Source organism: Oxalicibacterium flavum (genome assembly GCF_014635065.1).
GTDB classification, from domain to species: domain Bacteria; phylum Pseudomonadota; class Gammaproteobacteria; order Burkholderiales; family Burkholderiaceae_D; genus Oxalicibacterium; species Oxalicibacterium flavum.
This window is the reverse complement of sequence record NZ_BMCG01000005.1, coordinates 127,056-147,573: the sequence shown is the minus strand read 5'-3', so window position 1 is coordinate 147,573 and position 20,518 is coordinate 127,056. Positions and strand designations below refer to the sequence as shown.

Annotated in this window: 16 protein-coding genes; 7 read left to right on the top strand and 9 right to left on the bottom strand. The window is 61.5% G+C overall.

Annotated features, from left to right (window positions below; genetic code table 11):
• Positions 1–7 precede the first annotated feature (7 nt).
• Entirely contained in the window at positions 8–853 is an 846-nt protein-coding gene (locus tag IEV38_RS12855) for a sulfurtransferase (RefSeq protein WP_188396683.1), read from the top strand.
• Positions 854–1,132: 279 nt separating this feature from the next.
• Here IEV38_RS12855 and IEV38_RS12850 read toward each other — a convergent pair whose 3' ends face one another.
• From IEV38_RS12850 to polA, 3 genes are all read right to left on the bottom strand, one after another.
• Positions 1,133–1,867: a ZIP family metal transporter gene (locus IEV38_RS12850; RefSeq protein ID WP_229729039.1), complete on the bottom strand. Its 735-nt coding sequence runs from the start codon at positions 1,865–1,867 to the stop codon at positions 1,133–1,135.
• A gap of 179 nt (positions 1,868–2,046) precedes the next feature.
• Complete coding sequence (locus tag IEV38_RS12845) at positions 2,047–2,928, bottom strand: dienelactone hydrolase family protein (RefSeq protein ID WP_188396681.1); 882 nt, start codon at positions 2,926–2,928, stop codon at positions 2,047–2,049.
• 60 nt (positions 2,929–2,988) lie between these two features.
• On the bottom strand, positions 2,989–5,733 hold the full coding sequence (gene polA / locus IEV38_RS12840) for a DNA polymerase I (protein WP_188396679.1): 2,745 nt from the start codon (positions 5,731–5,733) through the stop codon (positions 2,989–2,991).
• 360 nt (positions 5,734–6,093) lie between these two features.
• Between polA and IEV38_RS12835 the strand changes: the two genes are divergently transcribed.
• From IEV38_RS12835 to IEV38_RS12815, 5 genes are all read left to right on the top strand, one after another.
• Positions 6,094–6,450, top strand: coding sequence for a DUF2782 domain-containing protein (locus tag IEV38_RS12835; RefSeq protein WP_229729038.1), 357 nt, complete (start codon positions 6,094–6,096; stop codon positions 6,448–6,450).
• A 90-nt stretch (positions 6,451–6,540) separates the two neighbouring features.
• Positions 6,541–7,506 (top strand): homoserine kinase, encoded by a 966-nt coding sequence (locus IEV38_RS12830; protein WP_188396675.1) that lies wholly within the window; start codon positions 6,541–6,543, stop codon positions 7,504–7,506.
• A 3-nt stretch (positions 7,507–7,509) separates the two neighbouring features.
• Entirely contained in the window at positions 7,510–8,283 is a 774-nt protein-coding gene (locus tag IEV38_RS12825; RefSeq protein WP_188396673.1) for a BPSS1780 family membrane protein, read from the top strand.
• A 239-nt stretch (positions 8,284–8,522) separates the two neighbouring features.
• Positions 8,523–8,936 (top strand): DUF2231 domain-containing protein, encoded by a 414-nt coding sequence (locus IEV38_RS12820; RefSeq protein WP_188396671.1) that lies wholly within the window; start codon positions 8,523–8,525, stop codon positions 8,934–8,936.
• Between the two features lies 1 nt (position 8,937).
• Positions 8,938–10,230 (top strand): PQQ-dependent sugar dehydrogenase, encoded by a 1,293-nt coding sequence (locus IEV38_RS12815; RefSeq protein ID WP_188396669.1) that lies wholly within the window; start codon positions 8,938–8,940, stop codon positions 10,228–10,230.
• Between the two features lie 75 nt (positions 10,231–10,305).
• Here IEV38_RS12815 and IEV38_RS12810 read toward each other — a convergent pair whose 3' ends face one another.
• From IEV38_RS12810 to thiS, 4 genes are all read right to left on the bottom strand, one after another.
• Positions 10,306–12,582, bottom strand: coding sequence for a UvrD-helicase domain-containing protein (locus IEV38_RS12810; protein ID WP_188396666.1), 2,277 nt, complete (start codon positions 12,580–12,582; stop codon positions 10,306–10,308).
• Positions 12,583–12,737: 155 nt separating this feature from the next.
• Positions 12,738–13,370, bottom strand: coding sequence for a thiamine phosphate synthase (thiE, locus tag IEV38_RS12805; RefSeq protein WP_188396664.1), 633 nt, complete (start codon positions 13,368–13,370; stop codon positions 12,738–12,740).
• Positions 13,371–13,399: 29 nt separating this feature from the next.
• The gene (locus IEV38_RS12800) at positions 13,400–14,191 is read right to left on the bottom strand and encodes a thiazole synthase (RefSeq protein ID WP_188396663.1); all 792 of its coding nucleotides are present in this window, start codon (positions 14,189–14,191) and stop codon (positions 13,400–13,402) included.
• A gap of 130 nt (positions 14,192–14,321) precedes the next feature.
• Positions 14,322–14,522, bottom strand: coding sequence for a sulfur carrier protein ThiS (gene thiS / locus IEV38_RS12795; RefSeq protein ID WP_188397042.1), 201 nt, complete (start codon positions 14,520–14,522; stop codon positions 14,322–14,324).
• Between the two features lie 269 nt (positions 14,523–14,791).
• Between thiS and IEV38_RS12790 the strand changes: the two genes are divergently transcribed.
• A complete protein-coding gene (locus IEV38_RS12790; RefSeq protein ID WP_188396660.1) occupies positions 14,792–17,668 on the top strand; it encodes a valine--tRNA ligase in 2,877 nt (958 codons plus the stop codon).
• Between the two features lie 145 nt (positions 17,669–17,813).
• On the opposite strand, the gene IEV38_RS12785 is transcribed toward IEV38_RS12790, so the two are convergent.
• Together IEV38_RS12785 and IEV38_RS12780 are read right to left on the bottom strand one after the other, a co-directional pair.
• Positions 17,814–19,409, bottom strand: a complete 1,596-nt coding sequence (locus IEV38_RS12785; RefSeq protein ID WP_188396658.1) for a DUF262 domain-containing protein — start codon at positions 19,407–19,409, stop codon at positions 17,814–17,816.
• A 297-nt stretch (positions 19,410–19,706) separates the two neighbouring features.
• On the bottom strand, positions 19,707–20,459 hold the full coding sequence (locus tag IEV38_RS12780; RefSeq protein WP_188396656.1) for an endonuclease/exonuclease/phosphatase family protein: 753 nt from the start codon (positions 20,457–20,459) through the stop codon (positions 19,707–19,709).
• Positions 20,460–20,518: the final 59 nt, after the last annotated feature.

The window sequence follows — 20,518 nt, the reverse complement described above, 5'->3', positions numbered from 1 at the left end:
GAGCGCCATGACTTTCAGTACACTGGTTTCCGCAGACACGCTGTCGCAACACCTCGACGATCCGAACTGGGTCGTTATCGATTGCCGCCACGACCTCGCCAATCCCGATGCCGGCCGTGCCGCCTACGACGAGGCACACATTCCGCGCGCGCGCTTCGCGCATCTCGATCACGACCTGGCCGGCCCGACCGTGGGCGAGGACGGCGCCTTCCGCGGGCGCCATCCGCTGCCCGCACAGGAAGGCTTCATCGACACGCTGCGCGGCTGGGGTATCCACGACGACACGCAGGTGGTGGTCTATGACGCGCACGGCGGCATGTTCGCCGCGCGCCTGTGGTGGATGCTGCGCTGGGTCGGTCACAAGGCGGTCGCAACGCTGGACGGCGGCTGGCAGGCATGGCTGGCAGGCAAGCATCCGGTCGCCACGGAGCCGTCCTCAGGCAGCGGCGGCACGCTGGGACTGCGCGCGCCGCTGACGAAGACGGTCGGCGTCGGCGACGTCATGCGCAACCTGCTCGACAACCGGCGCACGCTGGTTGACGCGCGCGCGCCCGACCGCTTCCGCGGCGAGAACGAAACCATCGATCCGGTCGGCGGCCACATTCCGGGCGCCATCAACCGCTTCTTCAAGGACAACCTGCAGCCCGACGGCCGCTTCAAGAGCAGCGAGCAATTGCGCGAGGAATGGCAGGCCCTGATCGGCGACCCGCAGCAGGCCATCATGCAATGCGGCTCGGGCGTGACGGCTTGTCACAATCTGCTGGCGCTGGAGATTGCCGGATTGTCGGGCGCGGCGCTGTATCCGGGGTCGTGGAGCGAGTGGTGTGCGGATGCGGAGCGGCCGGTGGCTTGAGACTCGCCGTAATCGATTTGAGCTACTGCCGCTGCATGCGCAAAACTAAAGACCGCTGTTGAAATGGAGTTTGCGCTCTGAGCATGCGCCATACTGGATTCCCGCCTGCGCGGGAATGACGGAGGGCGTTGAGCTGTATATGGAATTACAAACCGGCCTTTAACTCATCACCGTCGTTCCCGGATGGTCGGCCCCGCGCGCAGGCGGGAATCCAGAAGATCGAAGAACGCACGGCGAATGAAAGGCAAAAGCGATATAGCCACCTGCCTTGCGAACCTATCAATGCGCGTGCGAATGCCCGGTCAGGAACAACACGATCGCCACACCCAGCGCGATCAGCACGATCTGCGGAATCGTCTCGCGCAGCGTGGCGCGGCGCTGCATCTGCGGCATCAGGTCGCTGACGGCGATGTAGATGAAGCCCGATGAAGCGAACACCAGCACGTAGGGAATCCATTGCTGCGAGTTGTCGAGCATCAGGTAGCCGACCAGCCCGCCAAGCACCGCCGTCAAACCCGAAATGATGTTGTAGGCAAAGGCGCGCGCACGGCTGAAGCCGGCATTGAGCAGCACGATGAAGTCGCCGATCTCCTGCGGAATCTCGTGCGCGATGATCGCCAGGCCAGTCATGATGCCGAGGTGCGGATCGGCCAGGAAGGCGGCCGCGATCAGGATGCCGTCGGTGAAGTTGTGCAAGCTGTCGCCGACCAGGATCATCCAGCCGGAAGCGCCCGCCTCGTGCTTGTCGTGGCCGTGATGATGGCCGTGGCCATCGTGTTCGTGGTGATGCGAATGGCGCAGGATCGCGAATTTCTCGAGCAGGAAAAAGCCGAGCAGGCCGGCCAGCAGCACGGCGAACAGCGTATGCGCATCGGCCTCGGATTCGAAGGCTTCGGGCAGCGCGTGCAGCAGCGAGGTCGCGAGCAAGATGCCGACCGACAGGCTGACCATGCGATCGACGATGCGCGACAACAGCGAGAACGAAAACAGCGCCGCCGCGGAAATGCTGAACACGCCGGAAATGGCGGTGGTCAGCAGGATGGAAAGCAGGGTGGAATTAATTTGGATCTCGAATAAGATGCAACCGGGTTGCAATTAAACCACAACACACCCATTCCGGCAACGAAAAACCGCGACAGGCAAGCCAGTCGCGGTGCGGTGGAGGTTCAGTGGAAAACGGCAGGCGTCTTCGTTCAGACGCCATGCGCCTTGAACCATGCCAGGCAACGCAGCCATCCTTCCTTCGCATCCGCTTCGACGTAGCTGGGCCGGTAATCGGCATGGAAGGCGTGGCCGGCGTCCTTGAACAGCACGAACTCCGACTTGCTGCTACCCTGCGCCAGCGCCTGCTGCATTTCCGCCACGCTGGCGACCGGAATGCCGGCATCCTTGCCGCCGTACAGGCCAAGCACCGGCGTCTTGAGGCTGGCGGCGATATCGACCGGATAGCTCGGCTGCAATTCGGTTTTGTTGCCGACCAGCCGGCCGTACCACGCGACGCCGGCCTTTACCTGCGGATTGTGCGCCGCGTACAGCCACGTGATGCGACCGCCCCAGCAGAAACCGGTGATGCCGAGCCGCTTGGGATTGCCTCCATTCTTGTCTGCCCACGCCACCACCGCATCGACGTCCTTCATGACCTGCGCGTCTGGCACCTTGGAAATCAGTTCTTTCTGCAGTTCGGCAATCGAGGTGTACCTGGTCGGATCGCCCTGCCGCACGAAGAGGTCGGGCGCCAACGCCAGATAGCCCTGCTTGGCAAAGCGCCGCGCAACATCGGCGATGTATTCGTGCACGCCGAAGATTTCCGAGATAACGAGGATGACCGGCAGGTTCTTCTTGCCGGCCGGCTGCGCGCGATAGACGGGCACCGCCTGGCCGTCAACCTCGATGGTGACGGTGCCGGCGTCCAGTCCATGTGTATCGGTCTTGACCACGCTCTGCGCGCAGACCGGCAGCACGGCGGCGGCGAAACCGGTGCCGAGGGCGGTCTTCAGGAACCCGCGCCGATCGACGTCATCGGACAAGGCACTCTTCGCGACCAGGCTGTCGAAATCTTCCTTCAGGTTTTCCATTCGTCCTCCTAAAACGGAATACAGGTTGAAAATCCTTGCGTGGACGAAGCAGGCTCCGGCCTAGTGCGCCTCATCCCAGTTCATGCCGATGCCGACTTCGGCGATCAGCGGCACCTTGAGCTGCGCGATGCCTGCCATCAGTTGCGGCAGGCGTTCGCGGATCAATGCGAGTTCAGCTTCCGGCACTTCGAGCACCAGTTCGTCATGCACCTGCATGATCATCTTCGATTGCAGTTTTTCCGCTTCCAGCCAGTCCTGCACCGCGATCATCGACAGCTTGATCAGATCGGCCGCCGTGCCCTGCATCGGCGCATTGATCGCGGCGCGCTCGGCAGCCTGCCGGCGCGGGCCGTTGGGCGAATTGATCTCGGGCAGCCACAGGCGGCGGCCGAACACGGTCTGCACGTAGCCGCGCGCCTTGGCTTCCAGCCGCGTCTCGTCCATGTAGCGCTTGACGCCGGCAAAGCGCGCGAAGTAGCGCTCGATGTAGTTCTGCGCGGCGACGCGTTCGATGCCGAGGTTGCCGGCCAGGCCGAAGGCGCTCATGCCGTAGATCAGGCCGAAGTTGATGACCTTGGCATAGCGGCGCTGCTCGCTTTCGACGTCGGCCAGCGCAACGCCGAAGATTTCCGCCGCGGTCGCGCGGTGGATGTCCTCGCCGTCGGCGAAGGCGCGCAGCATGTTCTCGTCTTCCGAAATGTGCGCCATGATGCGCAGTTCGATCTGCGAATAGTCGGCCGAGACAATCACGCTGCCCGGCGGCGCGACGAAGGCTTCGCGGATGCGGCGGCCTTCGGCCGTGCGGATCGGAATGTTCTGCAGGTTGGGGTCGCTGGAGGCGAGACGGCCGGTGACCGCCACCGCCTGCGCATAGTTGGTGTGCACGCGGCCGGTGCGCGCGTTGATCATCCTGGGCAGCTTGTCGGTATAGGTCGATTTGAGTTTCGACAGGCCGCGATAGTCGAGCAGCACCTTGGGCAGCGGGTAATCCTCGGCCAGTTTCTGCAGCACTTCCTCGTCGGTCGAGGGCGAGCCGGACGGCGTCTTTTTCACCACCGGCAGTTGCAGCTTCTCGAAGAAGATGTCACCGATCTGCTTGGGCGAGTTGAGGTTGAACGGCTGGCCTGCCAGTTCGTAAGCCTGCGTCTCGATCTCCAGCATGCGGCGGCCGAGTTCGTTCGATTGCGCATTGAGGCGCTCGGGATCGATCAGCACGCCGTTGCGTTCCATCTTTTGCAGCACCACTGCGGTCGGCAGTTCGATCTCGCGATAGACGAAGGTCAATCCCTTGTCTTCCTCGACCTCGGGCAGCATGCGGCGATGCAGCTGCAGCGTGATGTCCGCATCCTCGGCCGCGTACTCGGTGGCGCGCCCCAGTTCGACCTGGTCGAAGCACAGTTGCGAGGCGCCCTTGCCGCATACGTCCTGGAAGGTAATGGTCTTGCGGTTCAGGTGACGCAGCGCGAGGTTGTCCATGTCGTGATTGCGGTGCGACTCGAACACATAGGATTGCAGCAGCGTGTCATGCGCGATGCCGCGCAGCGTGACGCCGTGATTGGCGAATATGTGGCTGTCGTACTTGAGGTTCTGTCCGACCTTGGGCTTGTCGGGCGACTCGAGCCAGGCGCGCATCTTCTCCAGCACATAGTCGCGCGACAGTTGCGGCGGCGCATCCTGGTAGTTGTGCGCGACCGGAATGTAGGCGGCCGTGCCAGGTTCGCAGCAGAGCGAGATGCCGACCAGTTGCGCCTGCATCGGATCGAGCGAAGTGGTTTCGGTATCGAGCGCGGTCAGTTCGGCGCTGTCGATCTTCGCCAGCCAGCGTTCGAATTCGGCTTCGGTGGTGATCGTCTCGTAGTGCTGTTCGGGCGCTTCCGTAATCAGGTCGAACAGTCCGCCCTGCGGCGCGCCGGCGACCGCCACCGGCGAATCGGTCGCGGCCTGCTCGGTCAGCTCGCGCAGCCAGCTCTTGAAGCCGTTGCGCTTGAAGAATTCGATCATGGCGTCGCGGTCTTCGGGCTTCTGCTCCAGCGAGCCGCAGATCGACTCCATGTGCGCCGACAGATCGCAGTCGGTCTTGACCGTGATCAGCACCTTGGCCTGCGGCAGCCAGTCGAGCGCGCGGCGCAGGTTCTCGCCGACCGCGCCTTTGATCTCGGCCGCATGCTCGACGATGCCGTCCAGCGTGCCGTATTGCGTGAGCAGCTTGAGCGCGGTCTTGGGGCCGACCTTGTCGACGCCCGGCACGTTGTCGACCGCATCGCCGATCAGCGTCAGGTAATCGACGATGCGCTCTGGCGGCACGCCGAACTTGGCGACCACGCCTTCGACGTCGAGTTTTTCGCTGGTCATGGTATTGACCAGCGTGACCTGCCGGTTGACCAGTTGCGCAAGGTCCTTGTCGCCGGTGGACACCACCACGCTCATGCCCTGCTTTTCGGCTTCCACCGCCAGCGTGCCGATCACGTCGTCGGCCTCGATGCCTTCCACCATCAGGATCGGCCAGCCCATCGCGCGCACCGCTTCGTGGATGGGCTCGATCTGCTTCGACAGGTCTTCCGGCATGCTGGCGCGCTGCGCCTTGTAGGCCGGATAGAGATCGTCGCGGAAGGTCTTGCCCTTGGCGTCGAACACGCAGGCCATGCAGGCGGCATCCGGGTAATCCTTGCGCAGACGGCGCAGCATGTTGATCATGCCGTAGATGGCGCCGGTCGGCGCGCCGTCGGCATTGCGCAGATCGGGCATCGCATGAAAGGCACGGTACAGATAGCTCGAGCCATCGACGAGAAGCAGGGTTTTGTCCATAGGGAATGTTTTCGGGGAATGCAGTACGGTGGCGGGCCCGACGCGCAGCCGGTCTGCATCGCGCGACAGGATACGGCCATGGCAGGACGGCGCCACAAAAGAGCTCCGATTATCGCAGAGTTTGGCGCCGGGTCCGGCCCGGCCCCACGCCGGCCGGCGGCATCGGCGGCAGGCCCGCCCCGCGCCGCCCTGCACCGTCGCATTCCCCCGCCGCCCGCAGGCGATTTTCCGCGGGCGAATGCCGGATTGCTGGGCTACAATGAAGCCATTGGTCTTTCTTCCATTTACTACGGTCCGACATCCATCATGCCTACACTCACACTCCGGTCCCTCCTCGCGGTTGCCGCCGCGACCCTCGCCATGCCCGTGATGGTCCACGCCCAGGCGCCGGCCAACGACGCCGCCAATACGCCGCCGCCACCGCAGACCATGAAGCTCGAGGAAGGCGAAGCGCCCGAAGTCACGATCACGCAGCCGAGCACCGAGAAAAAGATCATCGAGAAGAAACAGCAGGGCAAGGTCACCGAAGTAAAGGTACAGACCGGCCGCACCACCTATTACGCCAAGCCGAACGACACGCCGGGCTCGATGCGCGGCGACGCACAGAGCGACAGCTCGCGCCCGGCCCAGTTCCAGGTCGGCGAGTTCGGACCGCCGAAGAAACACGAGGCGCCGGAACCCGTCCAGACCCTGCAACCGGCACCGGCCAAGAAATAATCAGCGCAGCGCTTTTTTCGGATAAATAACGCACGCAGGTGCGTTATTTTTTTCGGTCGGCGACCCTCCACCTCTTCTCCCGCATTTCTCATGGCAGTCTTTACTCCGGTCAGTCTGGATGATCTTTCCGGCTGGATCACGCAGTTCGATCTCGGCCAGGCGCATGCCATCAAGGGCATTTCCTCCGGCATCGAAAACACCAACTTCTTCATCACCACCGACCGCGGCGAGTTCGTGCTGACCGTGTTCGAGAAGCTGACCTTCGCGCAGTTGCCGTTCTATCTTAACCTGATGCGCCACCTGGCCGAGCGCGGCGTCAGCGTGCCAGCGCCCATTGCCAATCGCGACGGCGCCATCATCAATGCGCTGCACGGCAAGCCGGCCGCCATCGTCACCAAACTCGAAGGCGCCTCGCAGATGTCGCCCGCGCCGCAGCATTGCGCGGCGGTCGGCGCCATGCTGGCGCGCATGCACCTGGCCGCGCTGGACTTCCCGCTGCGCCAGCCCAACCTGCGCGGACTGGCGTGGTGGAACGAAACCGCGCCGGTGGTCCTGCCCTACCTCGATACGGCGCAGAAGCTGCTGCTCAACGACGAGATCGCGCTGCAGAACGCCTATGCCGCCTCGGCCGATTACGCCGCGCTGCAGCAGGGGCCGATCCATGCCGACCTGTTCCGCAACAACGTCATGTTCGACGGCGAGCGCCTGACCGGCTTCTTCGACTTCTACTTTGCCGGCTGCGACACCTGGCTGTTCGACGTCGCCGTCACCGTCAACGACTGGTGCATCGCTCCCGACACCGGCGTGCTCGACGACGCGCGCGTGCGCGCCCTGCTCGACGCCTACCATGCGGTGCGCCCGTTCACGGCGACCGAGCAGGCCGGCTGGCAGACCATGCTGCGCGCCGGCGCCTTGCGCTTCTGGTTGTCGCGTCTGTATGATTTCCATCTGCCGCGCGAGGCCGAGATGCTGACGCCGCACGATCCCGGCCATTTCGAGCGCATCCTGCAACTGCGCATCGCCCGCCCCGCGCCGCCTCTTTTTCAGGAAAGCTGAACCATGGACAAACCTACCGCCGCCACCGGCTGGCTCTGGATCAAGCAAGGCTGGGCCATCTTCCGCAAGCAGCCGACCGAACTGCTGACGATGTTCTTCGGCTACATGTTCGTGATGCTGCTGGTCGGCATCGTGCCGGTCATCGGCCAGTTGATCCCGATGATCCTGGTGCCGGTGTTCTCGCTGGCCTTCATGCATGCCTGCGCCAGCGTCGAACGCGGCCAGCGCGTCTATCCGAACCTGCTGCTGGTCGGCTTCCGCTCGCCGCACGTGCGCAACCTGATCAAGCTCGGCACGCTCTATCTGCTGGCCGCCATCGTCGCGGTGGCGGCCTCGAGCGCGATCGACGGCGGCGTCTTCCTGCAGGCAATGTCGGGCCAGCTCCAGCTCGACGCCGAGACCGTGCAGAATTCCGACATGACGCTCGCCATGCTGTTCGCCGCCCTGCTCTACATCCCGGCCGCGATGGCGTTCTGGTATGCCGCGCCACTGATCGGCTGGCAGGGCATGGGCGTCGGCAAGGCGGTGTTCTACAGCTTCTTCGCCGTCAAGCGCGCCGGCAAGGCCTTCCTGATCTACGGCCTGGCCTGGGCCACCATCGGCGTCGTGCTGCCGGTCATCCTCAGCACGCTGATCGGCATCATCCTCGGCACGCCGGGCGCCTCGCTGTTCATCCTGCTGCCGGCCTCGCTGATCCTGACTGTCGTCATGTATTGCTCGTTCTATCCGACCTACACGCAGATGTTCGGCCCGCCGCCGGAACCGCTGCCGTCCTGACCTGCAGGAATAGCCTCACCGAACGCGCAGCCCGCAGGATGCGCGTTCTTCCTCTTCTTCCTCCCTCCCCCTCATCGGTGCAGCAGCGCACACGGCAGAGAGTTTTTTCGCACAAAAATGCACTAGGCCGCTTGTTTCGCGGAACGATCCTTTTCACTGCGCAGTCAGTGCTTGTATTGCTGTGCATTGCATCCGTGCCGGGCCCCAGCCCGGAATCGTCGAAACGATAAGGAGCCGCCATGACCGTTGCCGTCTATCGAAGCACACCCAGTCCGCTGCACGCAATCTTGCTTGCCGGAACCGTTCCCCTCTTCCTCGGCGCCCTGCTAAGCGACATCGCCTACTTCAAGACCTACGAGATTCAGTGGAGCAACTTCGCCTCCTGGCTGATGGCCGGCGGCCTGGTCTTCTGCGGGCTGGCGCTGGTGTTCGCGCTGGTCAACCTGATCCAGGCGGATCGAAAGGCGGGACGGCCGCTGCTCTACTTCCTGCTGTTGCTGGTTACCTGGATACTGGGGCTGGTCAACTCCTTCCAGCATGCGAAGGATGCGTGGGCCGTCATGCCGACCGGCCTGGTGCTGTCGGCCATCGTGACCCTGCTGATCTGCGTGACGGCGTGGATTGGCCTCACCAACCTGCGTTCGGAGGTGTGACATGAGACATTCGAGCACACTGGCTGTCCTGGGCATGGCGCTGCTGCTGAGCGCATGCGGTCGCGAAGCAGATACGCCGCAGGTATACGGCCCCGATCCCAAGCTGCCGGAACCCAAGCGCAATCTGCTGCCCAGCATGAAGATCGCCGAACCCGAGGAATGGGGCGACCAGAAACCGACGGTGCCGCAGGGTTACAGCGTCACCGCGATCGCGACCGACCTGCGCATTCCGCGCCAGACGCTGGTCCTGCCCAACGGCGACATCATCGTGGCGGAAGGCCGCGGCGGCAACGCGGCGAAGCTCAAGCCCAAGGACATCATCGCCGGCTACATCAAGGCGCAGGGCAACACCAAGGTCAAGGGCGGCAATCGCCTGACCCTGCTGCGCGATGCCGACGGCGACGGCACCTACGAAACGAAGACCGTCTTCGCGGAGAATCTCAACGCGCCGTATGGCCTCGCCTTTGCCGATGGCAAGCTGTACGTGGCCAACCAGGATGCGCTGGTCCGCTTCGACTACAAGGAAGGCCAGACCCAGGCCAGCGGTCCGCCGACCAAGGTTGCCGACCTGCCTTCCGCCATCAACCACCACTGGACCAAGGCGCTGACGATCAGCCCCGACGGCCGGTTCCTGTATGTCGGCATCGGCTCCAACAGCAACATCACCGAGCGCGGCATGGAGGTCGAGGTTGACCGCGCCATGGTCTGGCAGATCGACGCGCAAACCGGCGCGCACAAGCCGTATGCGACCGGCCTGCGCAATCCGACCGCACTGGCGATCCAGCCCGGTTCCGGACAGTTGTGGGCGGTGGTCAACGAGCGTGACGAGATCGGACCCGATCTGGTTCCCGATTACCTGACGTCGGTACAGGAAGGAAAATTCTACGGCTGGCCCTACAGCTACTGGGGCCAGAACGTCGATCCGCGCGCCCAGCCGCAGAATCCGGAAAAGGTGGCATCCGCCATCCCGCCCGACTATGCGCTGGGATCGCACGTGGCCGCGCTCGGCGTTGACTTCTCGCTGCCGGCCATGGGTGGGCAGTTCACGGACGGAGCGTTCGTCGGCGAACACGGCAGCTGGAACCGCGACAACCCGGTCGGCTACAAGGTGATCTTCGTGCCGTTCAGCAACGGCAAACCGGCTGGCGAGCCGATCGACTTCGCGACCGGCTTCCGTACCGAGGAAGGGAAAACGCGCGGGCGGCCCGTCGGGGTCACCGTCGATCCGCGCGGTGCGCTGATCATCGCGGACGACCTCGCCAACACGGTGTGGCGGGTGACGCGCAACAAGTAGCCGTCGATATCTTGCATCATCAGACGCCCGTATCGTCAGCCGATACGGGCGTCTGTTTTTACTGCCCGCGTGCCGTCACACCTTGTCCAGCTTGGCGATGCTCAGGTCGAGCAGCTTCATGCCGTGCCGGCCGAAGTTGATGTGCGCGCGCGCGTTGCTGCCGCTGCCTTCGATGTTGACGATCACGCCCTCGCCGAACTTCGCATGCGCGACCGATTCGCCGATGCGCCAGCCGATGTTCTTCTTGCCCATGCTCTGCGCGATGCGATTGGCACCGCTTTCCGGCACTTCGTCCCATGCCGCCTTCGGATTGGCGAACCAGTGGTGCTGCTGCACCTTGGGCGACAGCCACTTCAATGATTCTTCCGGCATTTCGTCGAAGAAGCGCGACTTCGTGTTGTAGCGCGTCTGGCCGTGCAACATGCGCGTCTGCGAGAAGCTCAGATACAGGCGGCGCCGCGCGCGCGTGATGGCGACATACATCAGGCGGCGCTCTTCTTCCACGCCGCCGTCTTCCTTCTGCGAATTCTCGTGCGGGAACAAACCCTCTTCGAGCCCCGTGATGAACACCGCATCGAACTCGAGGCCCTTGGCCGAATGCACGGTCATCAATTGCATCGCATCCTGGCCGGCCTGCGCCTGGTTGTCGCCGGCTTCGAGCGAGGCGTGCGAGAGGAAGGCCGACAGCGGCGACATCACGGTCACCAGCGGCGCATCGGCATCCAGGATCTCGACGCCATCCTGCGTGACGATGGCCGGCCCTGCGGTCTGCTCGCTGCGCGGTCCGAGCTGCGCCGGCGCATCGTGGCCGAAGCCTTCCTCGGAGACGAACAGCGAGGCGGCGCTGACGAGCTGCTCGAGGTTTTCGATACGGTCCGCGCCTTCCTTCTCGTTCTGGTAATGCGCGATCAATCCGCTCGCATCGAGCACGATCTGCACCATTTCCGGCAGCGGCAACTGCGCGGTCTCGAAGCGCGCGCTTTCGACCAGCTTGACGAAGGCGCCGAGCGAGGTGCCGGCCTTGCCGGTCACGTAAGGTACCGCCGCGTAGAGCGAAATGCCGTACTGCCGGGCCGCATCCTGCAACTGCTCGAGCGAGCGCGCGCCGATGCCGCGCGTCGGGAAATTCACCACGCGCAGGAAGGCCGAATCGTTGTGCGGATTGTCCATCAACTGCAGGTAGGCGATCGCATGCTTGATCTCGGCGCGCTCGAAGAAGCGCTGGCCGCCATAGACGCGATACGGAATGCCGGCCGAGAACAGCGCATGCTCGATCACGCGCGACTGCGCATTAGAGCGATACAGGATCGCGATCTCGTTGCGCGTGCTGCCTTCGGCGATCAGGCTCTTGGCTTCCTCGATGATCCACTGCGCTTCCTGCAGATCGCTGGTCGCCTCATAGATGCGGATCAGTTCGCCGTGGCCGGCATCGGTATGCAGGTTCTTGCCGAGCCGCTTGGTGTTGTTGGCGATCAGCATGTTGGCGGTGTCGAGGATGTGACCGTGCGAGCGATAGTTCTGCTCGAGCTTGATCAGGTTCTCGACCTTGAACTCGCGTTCGAAGGCGCTCATGTTGCCGACGTTGGCGCCGCGGAAGGCATAGATGCTCTGGTCGTCGTCGCCCACCGCGAACACCGCCGCCTGCGTGCCCGCCATCAGCTTGAGCCAGTTGTACTGCAGGTTGTTGGTGTCCTGGAATTCATCGACGAGGATGTGACGGAAGCGCGACTGGTAATGCTCGCGCAGCGGCTGGTTGCGGCTCAGCAGTTCGTAGGTGCGCAACAGCAGTTCGGCGAAATCGACCACGCCTTCGCGCTGGCATTGCTCGTCGTACAGGGCATAGAGCTCGACCATGCGGCGGTTGAAATCGTCGAAGGCTTCGACGTCCTGCGCGCGCAAGCCGTTTTCCTTGGCATTGTTGATGAAGTACATCAGGTTGCGCGGCGGGTATTTCTCGTCGTCGATGTTGTTGGCCTTGAGCAGGCGCTTGATCATCGACAACTGGTCCTGCGTATCCAGGATCTGGAATGCCTGCGGCAGGGCGGCGTCGCGATAGTGTGCGCGCAGCAGACGGTTGCACAGGCCGTGGAAGGTGCCGATCCACATGCCGCGCGTGTTGATCGGCATCATCGCCGACAGGCGCGTCATCATCTCCTTGGCCGCCTTGTTGGTGAAGGTCACGGCCAGGATGCCGGCCGGCGAGACCTGCCCGGTCTGGATCAGCCACGCGATGCGGGTGGTCAGCACGCGCGTCTTGCCCGAGCCGGCGCCGGCCAGGATCAGTGCCGGCTGCGCGGGCAGCGTGACGGCGGCGAGTTGTTCGGGATTGAGGTTATGGAGGAGATTCTGCATCCGTGGATTATAAGTGGTGGCACTGCGGCGGTGGTACTACGCCCGCTGTACTGCCGGCATGCCTTGGACCGCACCGGCACCGAAGGAAAGAAGGAAATGAAAAAAGCGGGAAGCGCCCTGCCGCGCTGCCCGCTTTGCAATTGCCGAAACGACGATCAGTCGAACAGCGTCGTGAACCCGCGCGCGGCGGCCTGCGGATCGCCAGCCAGATAGACGCTGCTGATGGCGGCCACCATGTCGGCGCCATTGGCGACCAGCGGTGCCGAATTCTCGCGCGACATGCCGCCGATCACCACGCTCGGCACCTTGCCCTGCTGCTTCCAGTCGGTGACGATGGTGGCCGGCGTGGTGACCGGATACTTCTTCACCTTGGATGGATAGAAGCCGCCGAAGGCGACGTAGCTGGCACCGGCTTCCTGCGCCGCGTGCGCGAGTTCCAGGCTGCCGTAGCACGAGGAACCGAGAATCTTGTCCGGGCCGATCTGGCGCCGCACTTCCGCCACCGCGGTATCGGTGCCACCGACATGGATGCCGTCCGCATCCAGGCTCAGGCACAGCTCGACATAGTCGTTGATGATGAACGGCACCTTGTAGCTGCGCGCCAGTGCCAGCAGGCATTCGGCCTGTTCCTGGCGCTGCGCGGCATCGGCCGTCTTGTGGCGGTACTGCAGCAGGCTGACGCCGCCCTTGAGCGCGAGCTCGGTGATTTCGAGCAGCTTACGCGTATCGTCCCAATCGGGCGTGACGAGGTAGAGGCCTTTCAGCGAAGTCGAATAGTGGTTGCTCATGTCTCTTCTGTTGTCCGTCGTTTTCAGGGTTACACCACACGCCCGGCCATCGGCGACGATGGCGAGGCAGCGAACTTGCGGGCGATGCGGCCGGCGAGGAAAGCGTTGCGGCCGGCATCGATGCCGAGCTTCATGGCGTGTGCCATGCGTACCGGGTCCTGTGCACCGGCAATCGCGGTGTTCATCAGCACGCCGTCGCAGCCGAGTTCCATCGCGATCGCGGCATCGCTGGCAGTACCGACACCGGCGTCAACGATGACCGGGACCTTGCTCTGTTCGATGATGAGCGAGAGGTTCCACGGATTGAGGATGCCCATGCCGGAGCCGATCAGCGAGGCCAGCGGCATGATGGCAGCGCAGCCGATGTCTTCGAGCATCCTTGCCTGGATCGGGTCGTCGCTGCAATAGACCATGACGTCGAAGCCGTCCTTGACGAGCGTCTCCGCTGCCTTGAGCGTTTCCGGCATGTTGGGGAACAGGGTCTTTTCGTCACCCAGCACTTCTAGCTTGCAGAGCTTGTGGCCGCCGAGGATTTCGCGGCCGAGCTGCAGCGTATAGACGGCGTCGGCGGCGTTGTAGCAGCCGGCGGAGTTGGGCAGCAGAGTAAATTCGGACGGCGGCAGCACGTCGAGCAGGCTCGGTGCATTGGGGTCCTGGCCGATGTTGACGCGGCGTATCGCCACCGTCACGATTTCTGCGCCGCTGGCGAGGCTTGCTTCGCGCGTCTGCGCGAGGTCCTTGTACTTGCCGCTGCCAACCAGCAGGCGCGAACGGTAGGCCTTGCCGGCAATGGTCAGTTGGGTATCTTCAAACGACGACATGTTGATTCCTGGAAGTGGTCACTAGGGCATGGTTGATTAGGATGTGTGCGCCGGGCACGGCGCGCTCGCATGCCGCACGGGGCAAGGATGTCTGGATAAACCGGAATGCTGCGGACAGTTGCGAAGCGGCTCAGCCGCCGCCGATGGCCCGCACGACATCAACGCGGTCGGCCGGCTGCAACTGGCGTTCCTGCCATTGCGCGCGCGGCACCACCTCACGATTGATGGCGACCGCCACCGCCTTGCCCGCCAGAGACAGGGAAGCGATCAGGCCTTCCACATTGAGACCGGCGTCCACGCTGTGGGCTGCACCGTTCAATTCGATTTCCATCATTGACTTCTCGTTCCAACGAAAAACAGGGACCGATCCGCATCGCGCCGCATGGATATCAGAAAAACATCGCCACGCGTCCGAACGGCCGGCAAAGACAGGAATTTTACCCGCATTTACCCGCCCAAGGCCAATTCGCCGGCCCAGCAGCGCCCCGGCCAATCCGCGTGCCGCTACGCCTTGAAGACACCGCTGCGCATCCCCGTCCACGCCTTTGTCCTCGCAGTTGTCCTCTATAATGCTCGATTCGATCCAATTCTCTCACCATCATGGAATTAGCCAAGTCTTTCGACCCCGCCGACATTGAAGCCTTCTGGCGGTCCGAATGGGAAAAACGCGGATATTTCACCGCCACCACCGACGCCGACAAGCCCGCCTTCAGCATCCAGCTGCCGCCGCCGAACGTGACCGGCACGCTGCACATGGGCCACGCCTTCAACCAGACCATCATGGACGGCCTGACGCGCTACTACCGCATGCGCGGCTACAACACGGCATGGATTCCGGGCACCGACCACGCCGGCATCGCGACCCAGATCGTGGTCGAACGCCAGCTCGACGCGCAAAAGATTTCGCGTCACGACCTCGGCCGCGAAAAATTCCTCGAGAAAATCTGGGAGTGGAAAGAAAAATCCGGTTCCACCATCACCGGCCAGATGCGCCGCCTTGGCGCCTCGGCCGACTGGAGCCGCGAATACTTCACGATGGACGCGCCGCGCTCCAAGACCGTGGCCGAAGTCTTCGTACGCCTCTACGAGCAGGGCCTCATCTACCGCGGCAAGCGCCTCGTCAACTGGGACCCGGTGCTCGGCACTGCGGTGTCCGACCTCGAGGTCGTGTCGGAAGAAGAAGACGGCCACATGTGGCACATCCGCTATCCGCTGGCGGACGGTACCAACTACAAGTTTCCGATCGCCTTCGATGAAGACGGCAAGGCCACCGAATGGGAAGAGCGCGACTTCATCGTGGTCGCCACCACGCGTCCGGAAACCATGCTGGGCGACGTCGCGGTCGCGGTCGATCCCACGGATGAGCGCTATGCAGCGCTGGTCGGCAAGCAACTGACGCTGCCGCTGTGCGGACGCACGATTCCGCTGATCACGGACGAGTACGTGGACAAGAACTTCGGCACCGGCTGCGTCAAGATCACGCCGGCGCACGACTTCAACGACTACGCGGTCGGCCAGCGCCACAAGCTCGAACAGATCAGCATCCTGACGCTGGACGCCAGGATCAACGACAACGCGCCCACCGCCTATCGCGGCATGGACCGCTACGCGGCACGCAAGCAGATCGTCGCCGACCTCGAGGCACAAGGCCTGCTGGAACAGGTCAAGCCGCACAAGCTGATGGTGCCGCGCGGCGACCGCACCAACGTCGTCATCGAACCGATGCTGACCGACCAGTGGTTCGTCGCCATGAGCAAGGCTGCGCCCGAAGGCACGTACAACCCGGGCAAGTCGATCGCCGAAGTCGCGCTCGACAAGGTCGCCAGCGGCGAGATCAAGTTCATCCCCGAGAACTGGACCACCACCTATAACCAGTGGCTCAACAACATCCAAGACTGGTGCATCTCGCGCCAGCTTTGGTGGGGCCACCAGATCCCGGCGTGGTACGACGACGCCGGCAACATCTACGTCGCGCGCAGCGAGGAAGAAGCACAGGCGCAGGCCGGCGGCAAAGCCCTGAAACGCGACGACGACGTGCTCGACACCTGGTTCTCCTCGGCGCTGGTGCCCTTCTCCACACTCGGCTGGCCGGAAGAAACGCCCGACCTCAAGACCTTCCTGCCATCGTCGGTGCTGGTCACCGGCTTTGACATCATCTTCTTCTGGGTCGCGCGCATGGTCATGATGACCGCGCACTTCACCGGCAAGGTGCCGTTCGAGACCGTCTATGTGCACGGCCTGATGCGCGATTCCAGCGGCCAGAAGATGTCCAAGTCCAAGGGCAACACGCTGGACCCGATCGACCTCATCGACGGCATCAGCGTGGATGAACTGGCTGCCAAGCGCACTGCCGGCCTCATGAATCCCAAACAGGCCGCCAGCATCGAGAAAGTCACGCGCAAGGAATTCGCCAACGGCATCGCCGCCTACGGCACCGACGCGCTGCGCTTCACGATGGCAAGCTACGCCTCGCTTGGCCGCAACATCAACTTCGACCTCGGCCGCGCCGAAGGCTACCGCAACTTCTGCAACAAGCTGTGGAATGCCACGCGCTTCGTGCTGATGAACTGCGAAGGCCAAGACTGCGGCTTCCGCGACGCGCCCTGCGGCCCCGGCGACTGCGCGCCCGACGGCTACACCGACTTCTCGCAGGCCGACTACTGGATCGTCTCGCTGCTGCAGCGTGTCGAGGCCGATGTCGCCAAGGGCTTTGCCGACTACCGTTTCGACAACATCGCCTCGTCCATTTACCAGTTCATCTGGGATGAATACTGCGACTGGTACCTCGAAGTCGCCAAGGTGCAGATCCAGACCGGCACCGAAGCACAGCAGCGCGCCACGCGCCGCACGCTGCTGCGCGTGCTGGAAACCATCCTGCGCCTCGCGCATCCGATCATCCCGTTCATCACCGAACAACTGTGGCAGACCGTCGCGCCGCTGACCGGCATCAAGCTCAACCCGGCCGGCGACACCATCATGCTGCAGAAGTACCCGGAATCGCAGCCGAAGAAGATCGACGAAAGTTCGGAGCAATGGATGGCCGAACTGAAAGCGCTGACCGACGCCTGCCGCAACCTGCGCGGCGAGATGCAACTGTCGCCAGCGCAGCGCGTGCCGCTGATCGTGGAAGCGGTCGACGCAACACGCGCACAAGGCTTCGCGCCCTACCTGCAATCGCTGGCCAAACTGTCGGAAGTGCAAATCGTCGCGCAACTGCCGGAATCGCCGGCACCGGTCTCCATCGTCGGCACCACCAAGCTGATGCTCAAGGTCGAGATCGACATCGCCGCCGAACGCGAACGCCTGACCAAGGAAATCACGCGCCTGGAAGGCGAGATCGCCAAGGCCAACACCAAGCTCTCCAATGAAAGCTTCGTCGCGCGTGCGCCGGCGCAGGTGGTGGCGCAGGAGAAGGAACGGGTGGCGAATTTCTCGGCGACGCTCGATAAGTTACGGGAGCAATTCGACAAACTGTAAATCTTTCTTACGTCAACAAAAAAGCGCAGGCTATAAAGCCTGCGCTTTGTTTTATGCGCGAGACAACAAAATCAAATCGTTTCGTTCTACCCCGTCAACATATCCTCACATGCCATATTCAACTACTTTCTGTCTGCGTCCTTAGTCAAACCTTGCAAAGTGCTAGCGCTTCCTGAGCCAAGAGCTCTGCACGGCCTCGACAAAAATCTTCATAAGATGCATTAAACGAATCCTTTGGAATCATTGCACGAGTCAAAATATCGTCTAACCCTCCTCCGGGAATATCAGAGACATATTCTGACGGTGGTCTATTCTTGATAATCCGATTATCGGTCTGTGACAAGAACGCAAAGTTAGCAAGACGAAATTGCTCATCCCGCTTAATTATTCCCAACTTATCCGCTAAGTAGCTTTTGGGATAAATATGGTGGAACTCGGTACGGTTACAAGATAACAGCACCGCGTCTAGATCAATGTTTGCTCCAGAGAGAAATGACCGAGGGAATTTAGATGCCAATAGCAAGACGAATGTCTTCGTATTAACTGCTGTAAGTGAAAACACGTTATCAAGGAAGAACTCAGGCACAATTTTGGGCGGAACCAAGTCGAAAAGACTTGAGTCCTTTTTGTCTCTCAATAATATTGCAGCTTTAATATCTGCATCTAATGACGTGTTTACACTATTGGAATACCTACGTGAAAAACAACTAATCCAGAACCACGCGCGCAGAGTTGCCTGTTGCTTTGCATCGGGATGATATCCGTTAGCGTTATCGGTAGCGAAGAACCTCACGAGAGGTATCAACATTGATTTATAGGGAAGCACTTTGAGAGAAACAACCCCGCATTGCTTCTGCAAAAACTCTACTGCCCCTTTTATACCGACAGTCAGCTTGGGAAACTGATCACGAACATCACTACCTTTCAAAGCCACTACCGCGTGCGCTGAACTATCATTGCTGATTACTCCAGCCGCACATTTCAATAGCAAATCAGGGTCATTACCGATCTCGCCATATCCTCCATCGTCTAGCTCTGCTGCGAGATCATCAAACTTGTTACGAAGGTCGAATTCGCCACTCCATGTCCATGCTGCAAGGAGCTGATAAGTGTCCAATGGCACACCACCCCGATTGACGCGCTCAAAGACAATTGCGATTTTTGAATGATCATCGGTTTCAATAGTCTCTACAGGTATCTGCGCTTCCTTGAATCGGTTCTGTAGATCGTCAATTAGTTTGGCCTCTTCTTCATTCAATTTTCGAACTCGCGCACCATATGCAGTTACATCAAACAGAACGTTCAAAGGAAAATGACGAGTTTCATCTACCTCATCAGGGCGTAAAGCTAGAAATTGCGAGTCCTGCGCATCAGCATTTGCATGTATATCAAAATAGACATCCACCCAATCTACCTTTGGGTTTTCAGCCTGTTTCAATTCTGTTTGAAAAACTGCAAATATAGAAGTCAGCCGCTGTTGTCCATCGAGTACATAGTCAATGGGATATTGTTCTTTGGGTTCTGGAAGGACGTATGGTCCAAGGTCACGATCTGATTGAAGCTTTTCACGAGTTCGCCAAAAAAGTAACGTTCCAATTGGATAGCCTTTATAGATACTATCCATCAGGAACTGCACCCTATCAGGTTCCCAAACAAATTCACGTTGGAATGCTGGGATACGAACCTCCCCTTCGGCCACTCGACCTAATAATTGACGAATGGGTATGGAATTAACTGTCATAACGCTCCCTCAATCGATATCTAGTTTTAGCGATGTTTATTGCTATATGTTCTATTCGCAACGTTGAGTTTGGCTACCCCTCATCTTGGCATATCGCAGGCAACAAACCCACACTACCGCCAAATGAGAAATTTTATAAAGCTCTCTTCAAGAGCATATCTTAATAAGTACACCTTGGCTTTCCTAATAAGCCACTCTCAACACTCGCTCAACAACTAATAAGCAGAAGCTCTCGCAGCCTTGTGGAGAATCCTTAAGGCATAGATATAAGAATTACGCTAAACGCACATTCGACCATCACCCATCAATATGCGCAATCAACGGCAAATGATCCGACGCCACCCTCGCCAGCGGCGTCGCATGCACCTGAATCCGCAATAGACGCCGACGCGGGCTGATCCAGATGCGGTCCAGCGCAAACAGCGGCCAGCGCGAGGGAAAGGTCTTGACCGCCGGTACCGCCTCGAAATGCGAGATCAACCAGCGCAGCGGCCGGCCCCAGACGAACCATTCGTTGACGTCGCCCATCAGGATCACGGGCATGGTGTCGGTATCAAAGGCCTGCAACAGGCGCCTGATCTGGTCGCGCCGTTCGGCCGGGCGCAAACCCAGGTGCGTGGCGATGACGCGCAGCGGATGGCCGGGGCAATCGAGGTCGGCATCGAGCGCGCCGCGCGGTTCGCGGCTGCCAAAGGAGAGGTCGATGGTGCGCGTGCAGAGGATCGGATAGCGGCTCAATACGGCGTTGCCGTAGCGCCGATGGTCGTGCTCTTCGGTAGGGCCTTCGACGGCGTGATAGCCTGTGGCTTGCTGCAGAATCGCGAGCACGTTTTCGCGGCGGCTGTCGCCGAGCGGGACTTCCTGCAACGCGATGACGTCGGCATTCATTTCCTGCAGTACGCCGGCGATGCGTTGCGGATCGAAGCGGCCGTCGGTACCGATCGCGCTGTGAATGTTATAGGTCGCGACCGCAAGCGGCCATGGATCGTTGTCCACGTCCTCCACCGCTGCCTTTGTCACTACCGCGCACGCATCTGCCTCGTTGCTCATGCCTTGTTGTCTCCCGTGCCGCCATGGCTGGCGGCTTACTCAGATGATCGCAGGGAAAA